Below are 21091 nucleotides of genomic sequence, written 5' to 3' on the forward strand. Positions count from 1 at the left end.
TGAGATCACCACGCCAACGACAAGGGGCCCTGTCTCGTCACCACACCCGCTGACCAGCCCATTTCACCCACCAGCACAGGATGAAAGAGGCTCACTGACCTTCATCGAAAAAGTCATGGGAGAAGAGACATGACCTCCGACCTGGAGTGGTTCAAGAGCAGCCACAGCAGCAACGACGGCCCTGATTGCGTCGAGATCGCGATACCCCCCACCACCTCCACCATCCACGTCCGCGACTCCAAGGCTCCCGACGCCGCCCGGCTCACCTTCACCGGCGTCTCCTGGACCGCGTTCGTGCTCACCGTCACGACAGCCGCCCGACGGGCCTAGTTCGTGATCCGTTAGCGGCATCCTCGTCCGTGGGCCGGACGATCCCGGCCATGACGAACAACACGACACGTGTCAGCCTGGCCTGCGTCCTGTCGGCCACCGCGCTCCTCGCCGGTGTCGCCGCCCCGGCGGCCACGGCCGCCCCCGCCGCGCCCCACGCGGATGCCGGACACCCGGCCCGGCAGATACCGTTCACGGCCGCCGAGGTGACCGCGCGGGGCGACGGCGGGTACGAGATCACCTGGCGGGCGCCGGGGGTCCGCCAGGTCGCGGTGCGGGCGAACGGCCGTACCGTCGCCGTGGGCGGTTCCACCGGCCGGGTCCCCGTGCGGGGGCTGCCCGCCGCCGACCGGCAGTGGTTCGACCTGGTACCGGACCGGGGGCAGCGGCTGCGGCTCGCCGACCGGCTGATCGAGCTGGACGGCGCGGTCAACTTCCGTGACGCGGGCGGCTACCGCACCAGGGACGGGCAGTGGGTGCGGATGGGAGCGGTGTACCGCACCGACTCCCTGGACAAGCTCACCGACGCCGACCTGGCGAAGCTGAAGCGGCTCGGCATCGCCGTCGACTACGACCTGCGCACGGCGTCGGAGCGTTCCGCCGCCCCGGACCGCCTGCCCGAGGGGGTGCGGTACGTCGTGGCGAACGTCGCCGGTGACGACTCGCCCGTCTTCACCATGCCGGCGTCCGCCGCCGAGGCCGAGCAGATGATGATCGAGGGCGAGAAGAGCATGGTCAGCGGTGAGCCCGCGAAGGCCGCCTACTCCGCCGTGTTCTCCGGCCTGGTCCGCGACCCCGACGGCGTCCTCTACCACTGCACCGCGGGCAAGGACCGCACCGGCTGGGCCAGTGCCGCCCTGCTCACCGCGCTCGGCGTGCCGCGTGAGACGGTGACGGCGGACTACCTGGCCTCCAACGCGTACCGCGCCGAGGCCAACGCCGCCGCTCTGGCCGCCCTGCCCGCCGGGCAGGCCGCGGTCTACAAGCCGCTGCTCGACGTACGCGCCTCATACCTGAACTCCGGCTTCGACGAGGTCGAGCACGCGTACGGCTCCTTCGCCGGGTACGAGAAGAAGGCGCTGGGCCTGGACGCGCGGGAGCTGCGACGGCTCAAGAAGGACCTCCTGGTGGGCTGAGCGGCAGGGCGGCGAACGCTGCGCGCAGAGCACGTTCGCGGACCCTACCCGCGCGCGGGGTCGGGGACTTGGGGATAGTGCTGCCATGACCAACAACCCCCGCAGCACCCTGTTACTCGCCTCCACCGTGCTCACCGCGGTCCTCGCCCTCTACATCGCCCTCGTGGCCCTCGGGAACATCACCGACTTCGACAGCAACCAGCAGTACGTGCACCATGTCCTCGCGATGGACACGACGTTCAAGGACGACGACCTGATGTGGCGGGCGATCACGAGCAAGGGGCTCCAGGACACCGCCTACGTGGCGATCATCGTGTGGGAGACCGTGGCCGCGCTCGTCCTGATCCGGGCCACCTGGCTCTGGATACGCCGGCAGCACGCTCCCGCGCGGCGCTTCACCACCTACGGCACGCTCATGCTGATGCTGCTCTTCGGCGCCGGGTTCCTCGCGATCGGCGGGGAGTGGTTCGCGATGTGGCAGTCGCAGGACTGGAACGGGCTGGACGCGGCGACCCGGGTGCTCCTGTTCAGCGGTGTCGTGCTGATCGTGGCGCACCTGCCGTCCGGCGGGACGGAGACCGCGGGACAACCGTGACCTACGCCACCACGCTGACCGTCGTGCCGGACGTGCCGAACTCCCAGAGCGCGTCGCCGTCCGCCTTGGGCAGCCGTATGCCGCCCGTCTTGGCACCGGCGGCGGGCGGCGGCGGGGAGGAGCCGTCCACGGCGTTGGAGAAGGCGAGCCAGACGCCGTCCTCCTGGGCGAAGTACACGATCTGCTCGATCCGCACCCCGTCGGAGCCCGTCGTCGGGTCCTGGCGGCGGGTGCCGACGCTGTACTTGCCCGGATCCGGGTCGACCGTGCCCGGCCACACCTTGAAGGACCTGCGGGTGGCGTCGCTGGCGTCGACCAGCCACACCCGGTCCTGGCCCACCGAGTAGACGACGCGCCGCCCGGTGCCGGAGCCCTCCGGCACCGGGGCCGGCGCGGTCTCCCTGGGCTTGGGGTGCGCGTCCGCGGACGCCGACGGCTTCGGCTTCGTCGCCACGGCGGTGGGATGGGGCCCCTGGTCCGCCTGCATGGCCAGGACGGTCACCGCCGCGATCGCCCCCACGGTCAGACCGGAGACCCACGCCCATGAGGGAAGTCGGGCTGGCACGGGCACGCATCTCCTCAGCTACGAGAACCCCGACACACCGGGGGCCCGATCATCGTACTGCGCGCCCGCCGTACTCCCGAAGCGCGCGCCCGCGTCCTCCGGCGTCCGCGCCCCCGGTGCCCGCGGCTCCTCAGTCCAGCACCGGCAGCAGCTGCGGCAGGTGCCCGTCCGAGTCCCGTGCCGCCCGCTGCCGCTCCTCGGGCACGGGGCCGTAGAGCGTGGTGCGCGGCTTCGCCGGGCGGCCCGCCGCGTCCGCGACCGCGATCAGGTCCTTGACCGACTTGTACGACCCGTAGGACGAGCCGGCCATGCGGGAGATCGTCTCCTCCATGAGGGTGCCGCCCAGGTCGTTGGCGCCGGAGCGGAGCATCTCCGCCGCGCCCTCCGTGCCCAGTTTCACCCAGCTCGTCTGGATGTTGGGGATGTGCGGGTGCAGGAGGAGGCGGGCCATCGCCGTCACCGCGCGGTTGTCCCGGAGGGTGGGGCCGGGCCGTGCGATGCCCGCCAGGTACACGGGCGCGTTGGTGTGGATGAAGGGGAGCGTCACGAACTCCGTGAAGCCGCCCGTGCGCTGCTGGATCCCGGCGAGCGTGCGCAGGTGGCCCAGCCAGTGGCGGGGCTGGTCGACGTGGCCGTACATCATCGTGGAGCTGGACCGGATGCCCAGTTCGTGGGCCGTCTCGATCACCTCGATCCAGGTGGCCGCCGGCAGCTTGCCCTTGGTCAGGATCCAGCGGACCTCGTCGTCGAGGATCTCCGCCGCCGTGCCGGGTACGGAGTCGAGGCCGGCCTCCTTGGCCGCGGTCAGCCACTCGCGGACCGACATCCCGGTGCGTGTCGCGCCGTTGACGACCTCCATCGGCGAGAAGGCGTGCACGTGCATGCCGGGCACGCGCTCCTTGACCGCCCGCGCGATGTCGAAGTACGCCGTGCCGGGCAGGTCGGGGTGGATGCCGCCCTGCATGCAGACCTCCACCGCGCCCACCTCCCAGGCCTGCTGGGCGCGGTCGGCGACCTGGTCGAGGGAGAGCGTGTAGGCGTCGGCGTCCGTGCGGCGCTGGGCGAAGGCGCAGAAACGGCAGCCGGTGTAGCAGACGTTGGTGAAGTTGATGTTGCGGGTGACGATGTACGTCACGTCGTCGCCGACGACGCTCCTGCGCACGTCGTCCGCGACGGAGCACAGCGCGTCCAGCGCCGGGCCGTCGGCGTGCAGCAGGGCGAGTGCCTCGTCGTCCGTCAGCCGCGTCGGGTCGTCCGCCGCCGTGGCCAGCGCGGCGCGCACGTCGGTGTCGATGCGCTCGGGTGCCATGCCGGGGGCGGCGGCCTCGCGCAGGGCGCCCCAGTCGCCGTACACCTCGTCGAAGTCGTCGCGGCGGTCCGAGGTACGGCCCTCGGTGTCGATGGTGGCGTGCAGGTCGGTGCGGCCGGTGGCGGTGAACGCCTCGTCCGGCTCCTGCCACACGTGCCCCTCGACCACCGCGTCCTCGCGCGCCAGTCCGGTCTCCGGGTCGGCGAGCGCCGCCACGTGCGGGCGCAGCCGGGGGTCCAGCCAGGGCTCGCCGCGTTTGACGAACTCCGGGTACACGCAGAGACGTTCCCGCAGCTCGAACCCGGCGGTCCGGGACTTCGCGGCCAGTTCGTCGATCTGCGGCCAGGGGCGCTCGGGGTTGACGTGGTCGATGGTGAGCGGGGAGACGCCGCCCCAGTCGTCGATGCCGGCGCCGATCAGCCGCTCGTACTCCGCGTCCACCAGGTTCGGCGGGGCCTGGAGGCAGGCCGAGGGGCCCATGATGTGCCGGGCGACGGCCACCGTGGCGACCAGCTCGTCCAGTTCCGCGTCCGGCATGCCGCGCATCGCCGTGTCGGGCTTGGCGCGGAAGTTCTGGATGATCAGCTCCTGGACGCCGTGGTAGGCGCGGGAGACCTTGCGCAGCGCGAAGAGGGACTCGGCCCGCTCCTCGTACGTCTCGCCGATGCCGATGAGGATCCCGGAGGTGAAGGGGACCGAGGAGCGCCCGGCGTCCTCCAGGACGCGCAGCCGTACGGCGGGCTCCTTGTCGGGCGAGCCGTGGTGCGGGCCGCCGGGCTCGGACCACAGGCGGGTCGCGGTGGTCTCCAGCATCATGCCCATGGAGGGCGCGACGGGCTTGAGCCGCTGGAAGTCCGTCCAGGTCATGACGCCCGGGTTGAGGTGCGGGAGCAGCCCCGTCTCCTCCAGGATGCGGATCGAGATCGCGCGGACGTAGGCGATCGTGTCGTCGTACCCGTGCGCGTCCAGCCACTCCCTGGCCTCGGGCCAGCGGTCCTCGGGCTTGTCGCCGAGGGTGATGAGGGCTTCCTTGCAGCCGAGGGCGGCGCCCTTGCGCGCGATGTCGAGCACCTCGTCGGGGGACATGAACATCCCGTGCCCCGCCCGGCGCAGCTTGCCGGGGACGGTGACGAAGGTGCAGTAGTGGCACTTGTCCCGGCACAGCCGGGTCAGCGGGATGAAGACGCTCTTGGAGTACGTGATGACGCCGGGCCGCCCGGCCGCCTCCAGGCCCGCGTCCCGGACCCGGGCGGCGGACGCGGTGAGGGCGTCGAGGTGCTCGCCGCGCGCCTGGAGCAGCACGGCGGCCTCGGTCACGTCGAGCGCGACGCCGTCCCGGGCGCGTTTGAGGGCGCGACGCATGGAGTTCTCGGTGGGGCCGGCGGGATCGGCGGGTCCGGTTCCGGAGGTCGCGGAAGTCGTCATCCTTCGAGCATACGAGCGGCGTGATCAAGCCGGGCGTCCGTTCCGGCCGCCCACCGCACGGTTCCCGGCCCTCCATGCGCCGAACCCCTTTCCTTGCCCGGGAGTTCACGGCTCAATACGAGGGTTGCACGCGCCACCCCCTGCACCACCGATGCCATGTCACCGATGTCATGTCACCGACGACACTGGGAGCAGCAGCATGTGCGAGGACGACCACGGGCACGACCACGGGCACACCGCCGGGATCGGCAGACGCGCGGTGTTCGTGACGGGAGCCGCCGCCGCGCTTACCTTGGGAAGCGTGAGCTTCGCCTCGGCGGCACCCCGCGAACGGCGCACGAGGACCGTGCGCGGCACCCTGCCGCCCGGCTCCCCCGACTTCGTGTACGTCCCCGTCGACATCCCCCGCGGAGTGAGCGAGATCCACGTCGCCTACACCTACGAGCGCCCCACCGTCCCGGCCGGCACCCAGGGCAACGCGCTCGACATCGGCCTCTTCGACGAGCGCGGCACGGAGCTCGGCGGCCGGGGCTTCCGCGGCTGGTCGGGCGGCGCGCGCACGGAGTTCTTCGTCCGCGCGGACGACGCCACCCCGGGCTACCTCCCCGGGCCGGTGCGGCCGGGCACCTGGCACATCGCGCTCGGCCCGTACACGGTGGCACCGCAGGGGCTGCCCTACGAGATCACCATCACGCTGACCTACGGCGAGCAGGACGAGGCCCCGCGGCCGGTCTACCCGCCCGAGCGGGCCAAGGGGCGCGGCCGGGCCTGGTACCGGGGCGACTGCCACCTGCACTCCGAGTACTCCGACGGCCGCTACACCCTCGCCGAGATCGCGGCGCTGGCGCGGGCGGCGGGCCTGGACTTCATCAACTCCTCCGAGCACAACACGCCCTCGGCGCACGCGCACTGGGCCGGCCTGGCCGGGGACGACCTGCTGATCCTGCTCGGCGAGGAGGTGACGACCCGCAACGGCCACGTGGTCGCCCTCGGCACCGATCCCGGCACCTTCGTCGACTGGCGCTACCGGGCCCGCGACAACCGCTTCGGCCGGTTCGCCCGGCAGATCCGCCGCGCCGGGGGCCTGGTCGTGCCGGCCCACCCGCACGCCACCTGCATCGGCTGCAACTGGAAGTTCGGGTTCGGCGAGGCGGACGCGGTCGAGGTGTGGAACGGCGCCTACACGCCCGACGACGAGGTGGCGCTGGCCGACTGGGACGGCATGCTGGTCGCCGCCGTGCGCGAGGGACCCGGCGGCCGGGGCTGGATCCCGGCGATGGGCAGCAGCGACTCCCACCGCTCCCCCGACGTGATCGGCCGCCCGCAGACCGTCGTCCTCGCCGACGACCTGACCCGCGAGGCGATCCAGGAGGGCATCCGGGCGGGCCGGTCGTACGTGGCCGAGTCGTCGCGGGTGTCGCTGTCCTTCACCGCGTCCGGCGGCCGGGGCGAACACGCCGGGATCGGCGAGCGGCTGCGCGTGGACGCAGACACCCCCGTCACCGTCCGCCTGGAGGTGACGGGCGCCCCGCGCTGCACGGTGCGCCTCGTCACGGACCAGGGCGTGCTGTTCACCGGCGACCCGCTGCCGGTGTCCGGCGCGGGCGTGGTGGAGTGGCGCACGACCGCCTCGTACGCGGCCTACGTACGGGCGGAGGTGCGGCACGAGGCGGCGGCGGGACCGGTGCCGGGGGCGCTGGCGGCGTTCACCAACCCGATCTTCCTGGGGAGTTAGTCTCCAGGAGCCACCGGGCTCCGGGACCAGCGCCGCGGAGCCCCCGAGCGAGACGGAGCGCGGACCCACGATGCCGAAACCGCCGAACCCCGAGCGGAAGTACCGGACCGTCACGGCCTTCCAGCGCCGGCTGAACGCCGTCGTGCGCCGGCTGCCCGGCCAGACCCTCCTGGAGACCACCGGCCGCGTCTCCGGCCTCCCCCGGCGCACACCGGTGGGCGGCCGCCGGGAGGGCGACTCCTTCTGGCTGGTCTCGGAGTTCGGCGAGCGCTCGCAGTACGTCCGCAACATCCGGGCCGACCCGCGCGTACGGGTGCGCATCCGGGGCCGCTGGTACCCGGGGACGGCCCATCTCCTGCCCGACGACGACCCGCTGGCCCGCCTGCGCCGCCTTCCCCGCCTCAACAGCATGGCGGTACGGGCGATGGGCGTGGGGACGGGGCATCTGACGGTACGGGTGGAGCTGGAGGGGCAGAGGCGGGGAAGCTGATGAAGAACCTGTGATCGGCGTCTCCCACGGCTGACGTCGTCCGCGTGGACAAGGCAAACTGACGTGGTTGCTCAGGATGTCTAGGGGGACGGCATGGACGGTGGACCGCGGGTTCCGGTGCAGCGACGCCCCGGATTCCCGGCGGAAGGGGAGGAGTCGGGCGCATTGCGCTTCGGTGTGCTCGGTCCGGTGCGCGCCTGGCGGGACGGGGAGCCGCTGGCCACCGGCTCCCCCCAGCAGCGCGCGCTGCTGGCCGCCCTGTTGCTGCGCGAGGGCCGTACGGCCACCGCGGCCGAGCTGATCGACGCCCTGTGGGGCGAGGAACCGCCGTCGCAGGCGCTGGCGGCGGTGCGGACCTACGCGTCCCGGCTGCGCAAGGTCCTCGACCCCGGCGTGCTGGTCAGCGAGTCCGGCGGGTACGCCGTACGGGGCCTGGCCGAGGGGGCGTTGGACCTGGCCACGGCCCAGGACCTGGCCGCCTTGGCCGAGAAGGCCAGGACCGCCGGGGACCTCGGCCACGCCCGTGACCTGCTGCGCCGCGCGCTGGCCCTGTGGGACGGCGAGGTACTGGCCGGAGTGCCGGGCCCCTACGCCGAGACCCAGCGCGTGCGGCTCGGCGAATGGCGGCTCCAGCTCCTGGAGACCCGCCTCGACCTGGACCTCGAACAGGGCAGCCACGCCGAGGCGGTCTCGGAGCTGACGGCGCTCACGGCGGCCCACCCCCTGCGCGAGCGCCTGCGCGAGCTGCTGATGCTGGCCCTGTACCGCAGTGGCCGCCAGGCGGAGGCCCTCGCCGTCTACGCGGACACGCGCCGGCTGCTCGCCGACGAGCTGGGCGTCGACCCGCGCCCCGGCCTCCAGGAGCTCCAGCAGCGCATCCTCCAGGCCGACCCGGGCCTGGCCGAGCCCCCGGCACCGGCCTCGGAGACGGTCACGGCCACCGTCCGTCCGGCGCAACTGCCGGCGACGGTCCCCGACTTCACCGGCCGGGCGACCCTCGTCCGCGAGCTGAGCGAGGTCCTGTCCGCGGCGTCCGGGGAGCCGACGACGGGCCGCGTGATGGCGGTCTCGGCGCTGGCCGGCATCGGCGGCGTCGGCAAGACGACCCTCGCGGTGCACGTCGCCCACCAGGCGCGGGCCGCCTTCCCGGACGGGCAGCTGTACGTCGACCTCCAGGGCGCGGGCGCGCGGTCCGCGGAGCCGGAGACGGTGCTGGGCTCCTTCCTGCGGGCCCTGGGCACGGCCGACTCGGCCATCCCCGACTCCCTGGAGGAGCGCGCCGCCCTCTACCGCTCCGTCCTGGACGGCCGCCGTGTCCTCGTCCTGCTCGACAACGCCCGCGACGCCGCCCAGGTACGGCCCCTGCTGCCCGGCACGGACGGCTGCGCGGCGCTGGTGACGGCACGGGTGCGGATGGTGGACCTCGCCGGGGCGCACCTGGTCGACCTGGACGTGATGTCGCCCGAGGAGGCGCTGGCCCTCTTCACGAGGATCGTGGGCGAGGAACGGGTGGCCTCGGAGCGGGAGGCGGCGCTGGACGTGGTCGGCGCGTGCGGCTTCCTGCCGCTGGCGATCCGCATCGCCGCGTCCCGGCTGGCCGCCCGCCGCACGTGGACCGTCTCGGTCCTGGCCGCCAAGCTGGCGGACGAGCGGCGCCGGCTGGACGAGTTGCAGGCGGGCGACCAGGCCGTCGAGGCCACCTTCGAACTGGGCTACGGCCAGCTGGAACCGGGCCAGGCCCGCGCCTTCCGCCTGCTGGGCCTGGCCGACGGCCCGGACATCTCCCTGGCCGCAGCGGCGGCCGTCCTGGACCTCCCGGCGGAGGACACGGAGGACCTCCTGGAGTCCCTGGTGGACACCTCGCTGCTCGAATCGGCGGCTCCGGGCCGCTACCGCTTCCACGACCTGGTCCGCCTCTACGCGCGCGCCTGCGCGGAACGGGACGAGAACCCGCCGAGCGAGCGGGAGGCGGCCCTGTCGCGGCTGCTGGACTTCTACCTGGCGACGGCGGCGGGGGTCTACGCCATCGAGCGCCCCGGGGACCGGCTGGTGGACGGCCTGGAGCCGACGGAGTACCCGGGGCTGACGTTCACCGAGGGTTCGGCGGCCCTGGACTGGCTGTACACCGAGGCGGCGCCGCTGCTGGCGAGCGTGCGGCAGTCCGCCGGCACGCCCAGGCTGCGGCGGGCGGTGGACCTGCTGTGGGCGGCCAAGGACCTCACCGAGTCCGGCGCGAACTCCCACCAGTACGAGGCGACGGCCAGGGCGATGTGCGACGCCACCGGTTCCGCGGCGGACACCCGCGCCGAAGGACGGGCCCGCACGGTGCTCAGCGACGTGCTGCTGGTGTCCGGCCGCATCCGGCACGCCGAGGAGGAGGCCCGGCTGGCCATGCGGCTGGCGGGCTCCGTGGACGACTCGGCCGCGGTCAGCTGGGTCGCCAACAACCGGGGCCTGGTCTGCCTGCACCAGCGCCGGTACGGCGAGGGCAAGGGCTTCTTCCACCAGGCCATCGCGGGCTTCCGGGCCACGGACAACCGCGCGGGCGAGGCGTCCGCGCTGTCGAACCTCTCCCGGGCCCAGCTGGGCATGGGGAACGTCGCGGCGGCCGTCGACATCGCCCGGCAGGGACTCGCGGTGTACGCGGAGCTGGGCCGCACCATGCGGCTCGCCAACGGGCACTTCGCGCTGGGGGTCGCCCTGACCAGGGCGGGTCGCCACGAGGAGGCGCTCGGCGAGTTCGCCGAGGCGCTGGACCTCTTCGGTGACCACCGCCAGCGCCTGTGGGAGGGCGCGACGAACTTCCGCCTCGCCGAGGTGCACCTGGACGCCGGACGGCCCTCGGCCGCGGCGCAGAACGCCGAGCAGGCCCTGGCCCTGGGGTGCATCGGGGGCGACCGGATGCGGGGCAACGTCCTGGCCCTCCTGGGACGCGCCCTGTCCGCCCTGGGCCAGGCGGACCGCGCGCGGGCGTGCTGGCGCGAGGCGCTCAGCCTCTACGAGCAGCACGACGCCCAGGAGGCCGGCGAGGTACGCGCGTTGCTGGCCCGCACCGCGGCGCGCTGAACCCGCCCGCCGGCCCGCGGGGGGCGGCGTTCAGCGTTCGTTTATCTCCGCCTGGCACTGTCATCTCCGTCAGACCGTCGCGTCGGGGGGCAGACGGATGACGACCGAGCCCACCCGTTAGTGTGCGGCTCCGCACGCCCGTCCGGCAGCCTACGGGGGAGCTTCCGGACGGGCGTTGCTACCTCGTCACGACCCATGAGGAGCGAAGTCCATGAGCGACAAGATGAAGGACGCGGACGCCACACCGCAGGACAACCACATGCCCACTCCGCCGGCGACGGAAGAGTCCGTCACGACGCTCGACAACCACATGCCGAGCGAGCCGGCGAAGGACACGATCACCACGCTGGACAACCACATGCCGGCCCCGCCCGCCCTGGACCTGGACGGCGACGGCAAGTAGACCTTCCTCCACACGGGGATCGGCCGCGGCGGCGCGGAGGGGAGCCGCCGCGGCCGACGTGTGTCCGGCCTCAGCCGAGGAGGGCCTGGGTGATCTGCCGGGTGGTCTGCGCGGCGACCCGGGGATCCGCGGCGGCATGGGCCACGTGGGCGTTCAGACCGGTGGCCAGGGCCCAGCCGCGCCCCCGCGTCCAGGTGGCGTCGTCCACGCCGAGCGCGTCGCGGAAGACGCCGCGGGTCGCGGGCGTCATCAGGGTGAAGGCGATCATCAGGTCGCGGGCCGGGTCGCCGCGGCCCAGCCCCTCGAAGTCGATGACGGCGCTGAGGCGGCCGTCGACGGTCAGCAGGTTCCCGGTGTGGAAGTCGCCGTGGAACCAGACCGGGGGCCGGTCCCAGGCGGGGGCGGACATCGCCTCGTTCCACAGGCCGGTGAGCGCCCCCGCGTCGAACACGCCGTCGGTGCGCGCGATCGCCTCCCGTGTCGCACCGTCCCGCTCGGACAGGGGGCGGTCGGCGAGCTCGGCCCCGGCGCGGCCCTCGGGTGCTTCGGACCGCTGGAGGGCGGTCAGGAAGCCCGCCAGTTCCCCGGCGGCGTCGGCCGAGTCCCCCAGCGCCGCCACGGTCGCCGCCTCGCCCGGAAGCCAGCGGGACACCGCCCACGGCCACGGGTACCCGCAGCCGGGCTCGCCCACCGCCACGGGCACCGGGACGGCCAGCGGAAGGTGCGGGGCGAGCCGGGGCAGCCACCGGAACTCCTTGGCGGCCTGCCCGCGGGCCCCCGCGTGACGGGGCAGCCGGACGGACAACTCGTCGCCGAGCCGGTGGATCACGTGGTCGGAACCGGCCGGCTCGACCCGTTCGAGCGGGAGCCGCGACCACTGCGGGAACTGCGCGTCGACCAGCCGTCCGACCAGAGCCGTGTCGATGTGCGGGCCGCCCTCCGGCGGGGTCACAGCGGTGCCGTGACGGTGTGGTCCAGCTCGCAGTGGTCCGGGGCGCCGGAGCCGTCGAAGGGGACCCGGACCGCGGCCACACCGTCCGCGGGGACGGTGACCTCCTCGCTGCCCTCGGTGAGGGTCGTGCCGTCCGCGTCCTTGAAGAGGACCCTGACGGGGAAGGTGTACTCGACGGCGTTGGGGTTGGTGACCTCGACGGTGGCGTACGGCACGGACTTCTCGGCGCAGTCGACCAGCGTCAGCATGGCGGCCTCGGGCTCGCCGGTGCCGCCGCTGCCGCCGCTGCCCGTGTCGTCGTAGGTGTCGTCGTCGTAGTCGTGGTGGCCGCTGCCGCCGGTGCCGTAGGTGTCGTCGTCGTCCTTGTAGGCGTCCTGGCCGCCCGACGTGGACGACGAGCCGTCGTGGTCCTGGCCGGAGCTGCTGCAACCGCCCCCGCCCCCGTCGCCCCCGTGACCGTGGCGGCCGGTGGAGAAGCCGGTCAGGCTGAGGACCACCAGTGCCGAGATCGCCGTGAACCTGAGTGCGCGCCCCCGTGTCGTCATGACGATCACGCTAGTGCGCGGATGTCACGGACACGTCACCGACCGGGCACGGCCCCTCACGCCGCACGCGGCCTCACGCCGAGCGCCGCCTCCCGCGGTGCGCCGCCTCACGTCGTGCGGGCCGTCCCCGTGCCCTTCTCCGCGTCCAGGGCGTAGACGCAGCGGTCCTTGCTGCACGCGTACACGATGCCGTCGCGGACGACCGGGGAGCCGGTGATCTCGCCGCCGGTGGCGAGCTTCCAGCGCAGGCGGCCGTCGTCGGCCTTCAGCGTGTAGAGCAGGTGGTCCGACGACCCGAAGTGGATGCGGCCCTCGGCGACCGCGGGAGCGCCCACGATGTCGCCGCCCGCCTGGAAGCGCCACTTGGGGGTGCCGGTGACCGCGTCCAGCGTGTAGAGGCCCTTGCCGCTGCCCACGTGGACGTGGCCGGCGGCGACCAGGACCGGGTCGGTCGAGGAGCGGGCCTCGGTGGCGATGCGCCAGCGGTCGCGGCCGTCGGTGGCGTCGAGGGCGTAGACCGTGCCGAGGTAGTCGGCGAGGTAGACGCCGCCGCCGGTCACCGCCGGGCCCGGCACGAAGGCGGGCGGGGCCAGGAAGACCGCCGGGGCCTCGAAGTGCCAGCGGACGTGGCCGGAGGCGACCTCCAGGGCGAGCACCCGGGTGCCGGCCGCGACGTACACGTAGCCGTCGGGGGCCTGGCCGAGGCGGACCGGGACGCCGCCACAGGAGGCCGCGTCGCCGATCGGGTACGACCATCTCTCCTCGCCGGTACGGGCGTCCAGGGCCCGCAGGCGGGCGTCCTGCCAGACGTACGCCGTGCCGTCGTGCAGCGCGGCGCCGGCCTCGGGGGACTCGAAGTCGCTCTGGGCGCCGGTGACCTCCCACAGCTTCTGCCCGGTCGAGGCCTCCCAGGCCTGGACGCCGCCGCCGCGGGTGGCCGTCAGCACGGTGCCGCGCTCGGCCCGGAGCGAGTACACCCAGGCGTCCGTCTGGACGCGCCAGAGGTCGCCGCCCTCACAGGCGTCCAGGGCGAAGAGGGTGGGGCCGTCGGAGGCGTGGATACGGCCGTCCGCGACCGCCATCGACCAGGCGACGTCCCGGGTCTTGAAGCGGCGGCGGCCGGTGCCCACGTCCAGGGCGTGCACCTCGAAGGAGGTGACGTAGACCAGGTCCTCGGCGACCCGCGGCGTGCCCCAGACGTCGTTGGACATCCGGAACCGCCAGGGGCGCCACCCGGCCGGCGAGGCCTCCGGGGGTGCGGGGGACGACGGGGCCGGCACGGCGGGGTCGGCGCCGTTGACGCCGGGCCGCGGGCGGGACCAGGACGCGGCGAGCGCGGACTCCGGCGGGGGCGCGGCGACGGCGGCGGCGCGCATGTCGGCGACGCGCGGGCCCGGGCCGATGGGCACCGCCGCGCCGGGCAGCCGGACCGGGCCGCCGTCGGGGCCGCCGACGGGGGCGCCGACGGGGGCGGGTACCGCCGGGCCGTGCGCGGGCGGCGCCGGTACGACGGGGTCGTGCGCGGGCGGGGGCGGCAGCGGGGGCGCGTGGACGGGGGCGCGGGCGCCGGACGGGCCCGGGCCGCGGCCGCCGGCCGTGGTGGCGGGCTTGGCAGCCGGGCGGCCGTTGCGGCGCCCCTCGATCAGGCCCACGGCCCGTTCGGGCAGCCACGCCGAGGCCGTACCGCTGTCGTCGGAGCCGGAGCCGAAGAGGTGCGGGGCGAGCTGGGCCTGGAGGTCGGCGGGGTTGGGGCGGCCGGTGGCCTCCATCTGCATGCAGGACTCGATCAGCGGGCGCAGCTCCTCGGGCAGACCCTCCAGGTCGGGCCCCTCGCGCAGCAGCATGAAGACCGTCTCGACCGGGTTGGCGCCGTGGAAGGGCGGGTGTCCGGTGGCGGCGAAGACCAGCATCGAGCCGAGCGAGAACACGTCGCTGGCGCCGGTGACGCTGCGGGAGTCCTTCGCCTGCTCCGGGGACATGTAGGCGGGGGTGCCGACGGCGACGTTCGTCATGGTCAGACGGGTGTTCGAGACGCCGGACGCGATACCGAAGTCGATCACGCGGGGGCCGTCCTCGACGACGAGAACGTTGGAGGGCTTCAGGTCGCGGTGGACCAGGCCCGCGCCGTGGATCGACTGGAGGGCCTCGGCGACGCCCGCGGCCAGCCAGCGCACCGCCTGGGCCGGCAGCGGCCCGCACTCGTTCACTATCTCCTCGAGGGAGGGTGCGGGTACGTAGGCCGTGGCCAGCCACGGCACCGCGGCGCGCGGGTCGGCGTCGACCACGGCCGCCGTGTAGAAGCCCGAGACCGCGCGGGCCGCCTCCACCTCGCGGGTGAAGCGGACGCGGAACAGCTGGTCCTCCGCCAGTTCCGTGCGCACCGTCTTGATCGCCACGCGCCGCCCGGACGCCGAGCGCGCGAGATAGACCAGCCCCATGCCGCCGGCGCCGAGCCGCCCCAGCACCTCGAACGGCCCGATCCGCCGCGGATCGTGCTGCGTCAGCTGATCCACCACTTGCCTGCCACCTCCCCGTACGGGCCGCGCCACCCACATATGTCCGCGACCGAAGTGCAGCGTCTCACCACCGCACCTCCGTGGCGCCACGCACCCCGATTCTTCCTGTCCGAGGCGCTGGTGGCGAACCTGGCGACAATCGGGGTGTCCAGCCTGAATACGGGCAAAGAACCCGCACGCCGGTGTTCCGTCGCGCCACCGTTCCCGGCCCCGTTCGGCGCCGCAGCCGCCGTTCAGCGGTGGAGCAGCGCGAACGACGCTCCCTGGCCGTCCGAGACCACCGCCACCCGCCCGTACGACGTCTCGAAGGACGGCACCCGCACCCGGCCGCCGAGCCGGGTCACCGCGGCGAGGGTCTCGTCCACGTCCTCGACCAGGAAGTGGACGAGGAAGTGCGGCGGCATCTCGGCGGCGAAGACGTCCGAGACCCGGGCGCGGCCGAAGTCGGGGGACGCGTCCGGGCCGAAGAGCGCGTCGTGGAACAGGCCGCCGTAGAAGGCGTTGGCGGCCTCCGTGTCCCGGGTGTACAGCTCGGCCCAGGCGAAGGTGCCCGGCTCGTGCCGGCGCCCGAAGCCGGCCCGGCGGCCCGGCTGCCAGAGCCCGAAGACCGCGCCGTCGGGGTCGGCGGCGAGGGCGGCGGTGCCGAGGTCGCCGACCGGGTGCGGCGGGGTGACGACCTGGCCGCCGCCCGCCCGGATCCGCTCGGTCAGGGCGGCGGCGTCGGGGGTGTGGAAGTACACGGACCACACGGTGGGCATCCGGCCGTCCGTCTTGCGGACCAGCGCGGCGACCGGCTCGCCGTCCAGGCACGCCCGTACGGACTCCCCCGCCGCCCGCTCCGCCTCCCGCGCGTCCTGGAAGGTCCAGCCGAACAGCTCGCCGTAGAAACGCCTGCCCGCCTCCACGTCGGAGAGCTGTGCGTCCACCCAGCAGGGGACGCCCTCCCGGCGTGCGGACGGACGGTCCGGCGACCGTGACGACCTCTTCTCGAATGCCCCGTTTTCGGCCATGCCCTCAAAAATAACCGCGCCGCCCGCACCGCGCAGACCAGGCGCACCAGCCTCTCTCCGCCCTCACACCCCATTTGCAGTCGGCCGAATCGCGCTCGGATCACCCGTCGGTAAGCTGACGGCATGACAGGACAAGTGCGTACCGTCGACGGCCGCGTGGCCGGTCGACGTGGGCAGGCGACCCGGCAGAAACTGCTCGACTGCCTCAGCGAAATGCTCAGCTCCTCCCCCTATCGCGATGTCAAAGTCATCGATGTCGCCCGCAAGGCGGGCACGTCGCCCGCGACCTTCTACCAGTACTTCCCGGACGTCGAGGGCGCCGTCCTGGAGATCGCCGAGCGCATGGCCGGTGAGAGTTCCTCGCTGGCCGAACTGACGGCGGGCCGCTCGTGGGTCGGCAAGGCCGGCTGGCAGACCGCACAGGAACTCGTCGACGGATTCCTGGAGTTCTGGCGGAAGAACGACGCGATTCTGCGCGTGGTCGATCTCGGCGCGGCGGAGGGCGACAAGCGATTCGCCAAAATCCGCATGAAGATCCTTAACTCGGTGAATTCCCCCCTCACGGATTCCGTCGCGGATCTTCAGGCAAAGGGCAAGGTCGACAAGGACGTGAACCCCGCGGCGATCGCCGGGTCACTGGTCGTCATGCTCGCGGCCGCCGCTTCGCACCAGAAGGGATTCTCTTCCTGGGGCGTGAAACAGGCGGAACTCAAGCCGCATCTCGCCCTGTTGACGTATCTCGGCATCACCGGAAAGAAGCCCACCAAGTAGCACGCCGCGCGGCAGCCTGTCATCTCCGCTCCGCCGCGTCGCCGCCCACCGCACCTCCGCAGGGCCCCCAGGTCTCCAGCGGTCCTTCGGCCCTTCGCCGCCCCGTCGGCCGCCCGCTCGAACTCGGCGCCCGTGTCCCGGCCCTCCGGCCGCTCCGGCACGACGTCCAGCGCCTCGAAGTTCGGCCCCGCCACGGCCCCCGGCCGGGAACAGCCGCCCGCCCGGCCGACGTTGTGCTCAGCATCCGTACCCGCACCGCATCCGCATCCGCATCCGCCGGAGGAGACCGCCGTGGCCCTGACCCGCGAAGAGCGTGAGACGTTCCTGGCCGAGCCGCACACCGCCGCGCTCGCGGTGGACGCGGGGGCGGGCCGCGCCCCGCTGACGGTGCCGATCTGGTACCAGTACGCGCCCGGCGGCGAGGTGTGGATCATGACGGGCCTGGACAGCCGCGAGAACGAACTGATCAGCAAGGCGGGCCGGTTCTCGCTGATGGTCGACCGGCTGGAGCCCACCATCCGCTACGTGTCGGTGGAGGGGCCGGTCGTCGAGACGGTCACCGCGACGGAGGAGCACCTGCGGGAGATGACCGCGCGCTACCTCCCGGCCGAGAAGGTCGAGGGCTACGTCGCCTTCGCCACGGCGAACCACGGCGAGCAGGTCGTCGTCCGGATGCGCCCCGAGCGCTGGGTCTCCTCCGACCTCGGCTCCGTGTGAGCGGCGGGCACCGCCGACCGGACGACAATCGGGGCATGGAAACCGATCTCCCCGAACTGCTGAGGTCGCTGCGGGTGTGGGACCCCGCGGTCAGCGAACTGCCGCCCCTCGACCCGGCCGACGCCCCCGGCGACCCGCTGGAGCTGTTCACCCGGTGGTTCGCCGAGGCGGTCGCGGCCGGCGAGCGCGAGCCGCACACGGTGTCGCTGGCGACCTCGGACGCCGAGGGCCTGCCGGACGTGCGCGTCGTGATGCTGCACGGCGCCGACGCGGACGGCTGGGCCTTCGCCACCCACGCCGACAGCCGCAAGGGCCGCCACCTCGCCGCCCGCCCGTACGCCGCCCTCGCCTTCTACTGGCCGGTGCTGGGCCGCCAGGTACGGCTGCGCGGACCGGTGGCCCTCGCCCCGGCCGAGGAGGCGCGGGCCGATCTGCACGCGCGCTCGACCGGCGCGCTGGCCGCCGCGCTCACCGGCCGGCAGAGCGCGGAGCTGGCCTCGACGGACGAGCTGGCCCGCGCCTCGGAGGCCGCCTGGGAACGGGCCGAGCGGGAACCGGACGCCCCGGTGGCGTCCTGGACGCTGTACCGGCTGCGCCCCGCCGAGGTGGAGTTCTTCCAGGGTGAGGCCCGTCGGCGGCACGTACGACTGGCCTACCGGCGCGCGCAGGACGGGGGTTGGGACCGGCGGCTGCTGTGGCCGTGAACCGCGGCGCTCACCGCGCCTCGGGCGGTGCCGGCTCCTCGTCCGTCGCCAGCCGGGCGTGCAGATGGACGTCCCGGAACGCGTCGTGCCGACCCGCCTCGAACATCGCCTCGCGCAGGATGCCCTCGGCGCGGTAGCCGCTCCGCTCGGCGACCCGGCAGGAGACCTCGTGCCCCACGGCGTGGCCCAGCTCCAGGCGGTGCAGGCCGAGTTCGGCGTAGGACCAGCGGGAGGCGAGGAGCAGGGCCCGGGTGGCGACGCCCCGGCCCCGGGCCTCGGGCAGCACCCAGTAGCCGACCCGGGCCACCTTCATCCGCCGGCTGATCTCGTTCAGGCCGACGTGCCCCAGCGTCGTACCGCTCTCGTCGTCCGTGATCCGGAACGACGCCGACCTGCCGTCCGCCGCGTCCCGCGCCCGTCCGCGCAGCGACTCGCGGGCCCCGGCGAGGTCGGTCCACAGCTTGAGCGGCGTGTTCCAGCGCTGGAACTCGGGGTCCAGGCAGCCGCGCAGCCAGGTCTCCGCGTCGGCGTCGGAGGCGGCGTCCCAGGGGAGCAGGCGCAGTCCGTGCCCGCGGGGCGCGTGGTGGGCGAGGGAGGGATCGAGGGTGTACATGCGTGTGTGGCCCATCCGGCCATTGAAGCCGACCGGCCCCGGCCGTGACCGATCCGCAACCGATTCCGGTCTTGACCGCAACCCATCAACCGGGGGCGCGATTACGCTCGCCGCATGGCCGACTCCACCGCGTCCGCTGAACCGCAGCGGCCCGCTCACCCCGCGGGCCGACCCGTGTACGTCATAGGCGCCGGTCCCGGCGGTCTCGCCGTCGCCCACGCGCTGCGCGCCCGCGGTCTGCGGGCCGTCGTCCTGGAACGGGCCGACCACGTCGGATCCTCCTGGCGGCGCCACTACGACCGGCTGCGGCTGCACACCACCCGCCGCCTCTCCTCGCTCCCCGGCCTGCCGATGCCGCGCCGCTTCGGCCGGTGGGTGGCCCGGGACGACGTGGTGCGGTACCTGGAGAAGTACGCCGAGCACCACCAGCTGGAGATCGTCACCGGCGTCGAGGTCTTCCGCGTCGAGCGCACGCCCGACGGGACCGGCTGGCTGCTGCACGCCGCCGGGGGACGGGAGCTGACCGGCGCCGCGGTGGTGGTCGCCACCGGCCACAACCACACCCCGCGCGTGCCCGACTGGCCCGGCCGGGACACGTACACCGGCGAGTTCCGGCACGCCGCCGAGTACCGCACCCCGGCCCCCTACGCCGGCCGGGACGTCCTGGTGGTCGGGGTGGGCAACACCGGCGCCGAGATCGCCGTGGACCTGGTGGAGGGCGGGGCGGCCCGGGTCCGGCTCGCCGTCCGCACGGCGCCGCACATCGTCCGCCGCTCGACCGCCGGGTGGGCCGCCCAGTACACCGGCGTCCTGTGCCGGCGGCTGCCGGTCGCGCTGGTGGACCGGCTGGCCCGGCCGCTGGCCCGGATCAGCGTGCCCGACCTGTCGGCGCAGGGTCTGCCGCGCCCCGGTACCGGGCTCTACAGCCGGGTGGCCGAGGGTGCCCTCCCCGTGCAGGACGTGGGCCTGATCGACGCGGTGCGCTCCGGCCGGGTGGAGGTCGTCGCCGCGATGGACGGGTTCGAGGACGGCAAGGTCCTGCTGGCCGACGGCACCCGCATCGCCCCGGACGCGGTGATCGCGGCCACGGGGTACCGGCGGGGCCTGGAGGGGCTGGTCGGGCACCTCGGGGTCCTCGACGGCACCGGGCGCCCGGTCGCCCACGGACGCCGCACCCCGGCCGGCGCCCCGGGCCTGTACTTCACCGGGTTCACCAACCCGATCAGCGGCATGCTGCGCGAGCTGGCGATCGACGCGGAGCGGATCGCCGGGGCGGTGGCGAAGCGGGAGGCGGGGACGGTGTCGCGGCTGCCGGGCTAGTCCCGGGTGAGGATGCGCAGGTCACCGGCGTCCGGGTCGCCGAGGAGCACGAAAAGTTCGGGGTCCTGTTCGGTGCCGCCGATCGTCCAGTCCGACTCCCGCCCGCAGTCGCCGTCCAGGTGGACGAGGACCGTCGCGATACCGGTCGTCCTCTCCCGCCCGTACGAGGGCCCACGTGCCGAGCCCGTCGCACGCCGTCCCCCCGCCGATCGCTCCTGACGAGACCGGCATCCGGCTCGCCTCCGCCGTACCGTCCGGGCGCAGCGTGAGCACGGCCCCCTCCGCACCGCGCCAGGAGCCGGCGAGCTGCCCGGCGGAGAGTCGGGGAGGGGTGTAGTCGTCGATCAGGGCGAGGCCGGCCAGGCCGGTCAGGACGGCCAGGACCACGCCGGCGCCGGCCGAACGCCACCAGATGCCCCGCTCCCACCGCCGCCCGCGCAGGTACGCCAGCCCGAGGACGGGCAGTACCCCGATGCCGGTGAGCCAGGCGGCGGTCTCCACGAGGGGTGCGCCCCACCAGGTCCGGGCCGCCACCGCCGCGCCCGCGCCGAGCGACACGGACGCCGCCAAGTGCCAGATCCACTCGGGCCCCCGCCAGTGCGGTGGTCGCAGGCGGGCCAGGACGGCGGTCGGCATGATGTGCAGCGTGGCATGCACCAGGCCGAGGCAGGGCACGACCACCGGCGCCGTCACCAGGAGGCACGCGACCCCCAGCGCGCCGCCGTACGCGCCGTAGTCGTCCGCGCTCGACGCGAGGATGAACGCCCACAGCCCGACGGCCGGAAACTGCGCCGCGCACAGCGCCGCGGCCCGGCTCCACTCCTCGGACGACCACGTCGGGCGCCCGCGCCCGGCGGGCCCGGGCCCTGTCTCCCACCCCATGCCCGCA

The 21091-nt window shown here is 74.1% G+C and carries 19 protein-coding genes; 11 read left to right on the forward strand and 8 right to left on the reverse strand.

Annotation, left to right across the window (positions count from 1 at the left end):
- Positions 1-129: 129 nt before the first annotated feature.
- The 3 genes from IE94_RS0119670 to IE94_RS0119680 all read left to right on the forward strand — a co-directional run bounded on the left by IE94_RS0119670 (position 130) and on the right by IE94_RS0119680 (position 2061).
- Positions 130-330: a DUF397 domain-containing protein gene (locus IE94_RS0119670; protein WP_030186069.1), complete on the forward strand. Its 201-nt coding sequence runs from the start codon at positions 130-132 to the stop codon at positions 328-330.
- 50 nt (positions 331-380) lie between these two features.
- Entirely contained in the window at positions 381-1466 is a 1086-nt protein-coding gene (locus IE94_RS0119675; protein ID WP_030186071.1) for a tyrosine-protein phosphatase, read from the forward strand.
- 85 nt (positions 1467-1551) lie between these two features.
- Entirely contained in the window at positions 1552-2061 is a 510-nt protein-coding gene (locus tag IE94_RS0119680; RefSeq protein ID WP_030186073.1) for a DUF2165 domain-containing protein, read from the forward strand.
- A 1-nt stretch (position 2062) separates the two neighbouring features.
- Here the strand turns inward: IE94_RS0119680 and IE94_RS0119685 are convergent, their stop codons facing one another.
- A complete protein-coding gene (locus IE94_RS0119685; protein WP_030186075.1) occupies positions 2063-2626 on the reverse strand; it encodes a hypothetical protein in 564 nt (187 codons plus the stop codon).
- Positions 2627-2756: 130 nt separating this feature from the next.
- Positions 2757-5360, reverse strand: a complete 2604-nt coding sequence (locus IE94_RS0119690) for a bifunctional FO biosynthesis protein CofGH (protein ID WP_030186077.1) — start codon at positions 5358-5360, stop codon at positions 2757-2759.
- A gap of 199 nt (positions 5361-5559) precedes the next feature.
- Between IE94_RS0119690 and IE94_RS0119695 the strand changes: the two genes are divergently transcribed.
- From IE94_RS0119695 to afsS, 4 genes are all read left to right on the forward strand, one after another.
- Positions 5560-7095 (forward strand): CehA/McbA family metallohydrolase, encoded by a 1536-nt coding sequence (locus IE94_RS0119695; protein ID WP_030186080.1) that lies wholly within the window; start codon positions 5560-5562, stop codon positions 7093-7095.
- 70 nt (positions 7096-7165) lie between these two features.
- Positions 7166-7585, forward strand: coding sequence for a nitroreductase/quinone reductase family protein (locus tag IE94_RS0119700; protein ID WP_030186083.1), 420 nt, complete (start codon positions 7166-7168; stop codon positions 7583-7585).
- Between the two features lie 93 nt (positions 7586-7678).
- The gene (afsR, locus tag IE94_RS0119705) at positions 7679-10651 is read left to right on the forward strand and encodes an SARP-family global regulator AfsR (RefSeq protein ID WP_030186085.1); all 2973 of its coding nucleotides are present in this window, start codon (positions 7679-7681) and stop codon (positions 10649-10651) included.
- A 211-nt stretch (positions 10652-10862) separates the two neighbouring features.
- Positions 10863-11054: a regulatory protein AfsS gene (afsS, locus tag IE94_RS0119710; protein WP_030186088.1), complete on the forward strand. Its 192-nt coding sequence runs from the start codon at positions 10863-10865 to the stop codon at positions 11052-11054.
- 70 nt (positions 11055-11124) lie between these two features.
- Here afsS and IE94_RS0119715 read toward each other — a convergent pair whose 3' ends face one another.
- The 4 genes from IE94_RS0119715 to kbpA form a co-directional block, all read right to left on the reverse strand.
- A complete protein-coding gene (locus IE94_RS0119715; protein WP_030186090.1) occupies positions 11125-12006 on the reverse strand; it encodes an aminoglycoside phosphotransferase family protein in 882 nt (293 codons plus the stop codon).
- Positions 12003-12551 (reverse strand): hypothetical protein, encoded by a 549-nt coding sequence (locus IE94_RS0119720; protein WP_030186095.1) that lies wholly within the window; start codon positions 12549-12551, stop codon positions 12003-12005. Before IE94_RS0119720 ends, IE94_RS0119715 begins: the two co-directional genes overlap by 4 nt.
- A gap of 107 nt (positions 12552-12658) precedes the next feature.
- Positions 12659-15067 carry a protein serine/threonine kinase AfsK gene (gene afsK / locus IE94_RS0119725; protein WP_030186100.1) on the reverse strand — a complete coding sequence of 803 codons (2409 nt, stop codon included), beginning with the start codon at positions 15065-15067 and terminating at the stop codon, positions 12659-12661.
- Positions 15068-15300: 233 nt separating this feature from the next.
- Positions 15301-16077 (reverse strand): AfsK-binding protein KbpA, encoded by a 777-nt coding sequence (kbpA, locus tag IE94_RS0119730; RefSeq protein ID WP_063829719.1) that lies wholly within the window; start codon positions 16075-16077, stop codon positions 15301-15303.
- Between the two features lie 123 nt (positions 16078-16200).
- On the opposite strand from kbpA, the gene IE94_RS0119735 reads away from it, so the two are divergent.
- From IE94_RS0119735 to IE94_RS0119745, 3 genes are all read left to right on the forward strand, one after another.
- Positions 16201-16848, forward strand: coding sequence for a TetR family transcriptional regulator (locus tag IE94_RS0119735; protein ID WP_063829720.1), 648 nt, complete (start codon positions 16201-16203; stop codon positions 16846-16848).
- 291 nt (positions 16849-17139) lie between these two features.
- Positions 17140-17565 carry a pyridoxamine 5'-phosphate oxidase family protein gene (locus IE94_RS0119740; protein ID WP_030186111.1) on the forward strand — a complete coding sequence of 142 codons (426 nt, stop codon included), beginning with the start codon at positions 17140-17142 and terminating at the stop codon, positions 17563-17565.
- 35 nt (positions 17566-17600) lie between these two features.
- Entirely contained in the window at positions 17601-18269 is a 669-nt protein-coding gene (locus tag IE94_RS0119745) for a pyridoxine/pyridoxamine 5'-phosphate oxidase (protein ID WP_030186115.1), read from the forward strand.
- Positions 18270-18279: 10 nt separating this feature from the next.
- Here the strand turns inward: IE94_RS0119745 and IE94_RS0119750 are convergent, their stop codons facing one another.
- On the reverse strand, positions 18280-18897 hold the full coding sequence (locus tag IE94_RS0119750) for a GNAT family N-acetyltransferase (RefSeq protein ID WP_030186120.1): 618 nt from the start codon (positions 18895-18897) through the stop codon (positions 18280-18282).
- A 99-nt stretch (positions 18898-18996) separates the two neighbouring features.
- On the opposite strand from IE94_RS0119750, the gene IE94_RS0119755 reads away from it, so the two are divergent.
- Positions 18997-20202 (forward strand): flavin-containing monooxygenase, encoded by a 1206-nt coding sequence (locus IE94_RS0119755; RefSeq protein WP_030186121.1) that lies wholly within the window; start codon positions 18997-18999, stop codon positions 20200-20202.
- 21 nt (positions 20203-20223) lie between these two features.
- Here the strand turns inward: IE94_RS0119755 and IE94_RS35825 are convergent, their stop codons facing one another.
- Entirely contained in the window at positions 20224-21084 is an 861-nt protein-coding gene (locus tag IE94_RS35825) for a hypothetical protein (RefSeq protein WP_245235285.1), read from the reverse strand.
- Between the last annotated feature and the right edge of the window lie 7 nt (positions 21085-21091).

It is taken from the genome of Streptomyces violaceorubidus (genome assembly GCF_000717995.1).
GTDB classification, from domain to species: Bacteria; Actinomycetota; Actinomycetes; order Streptomycetales; family Streptomycetaceae; genus Streptomyces; species Streptomyces violaceorubidus.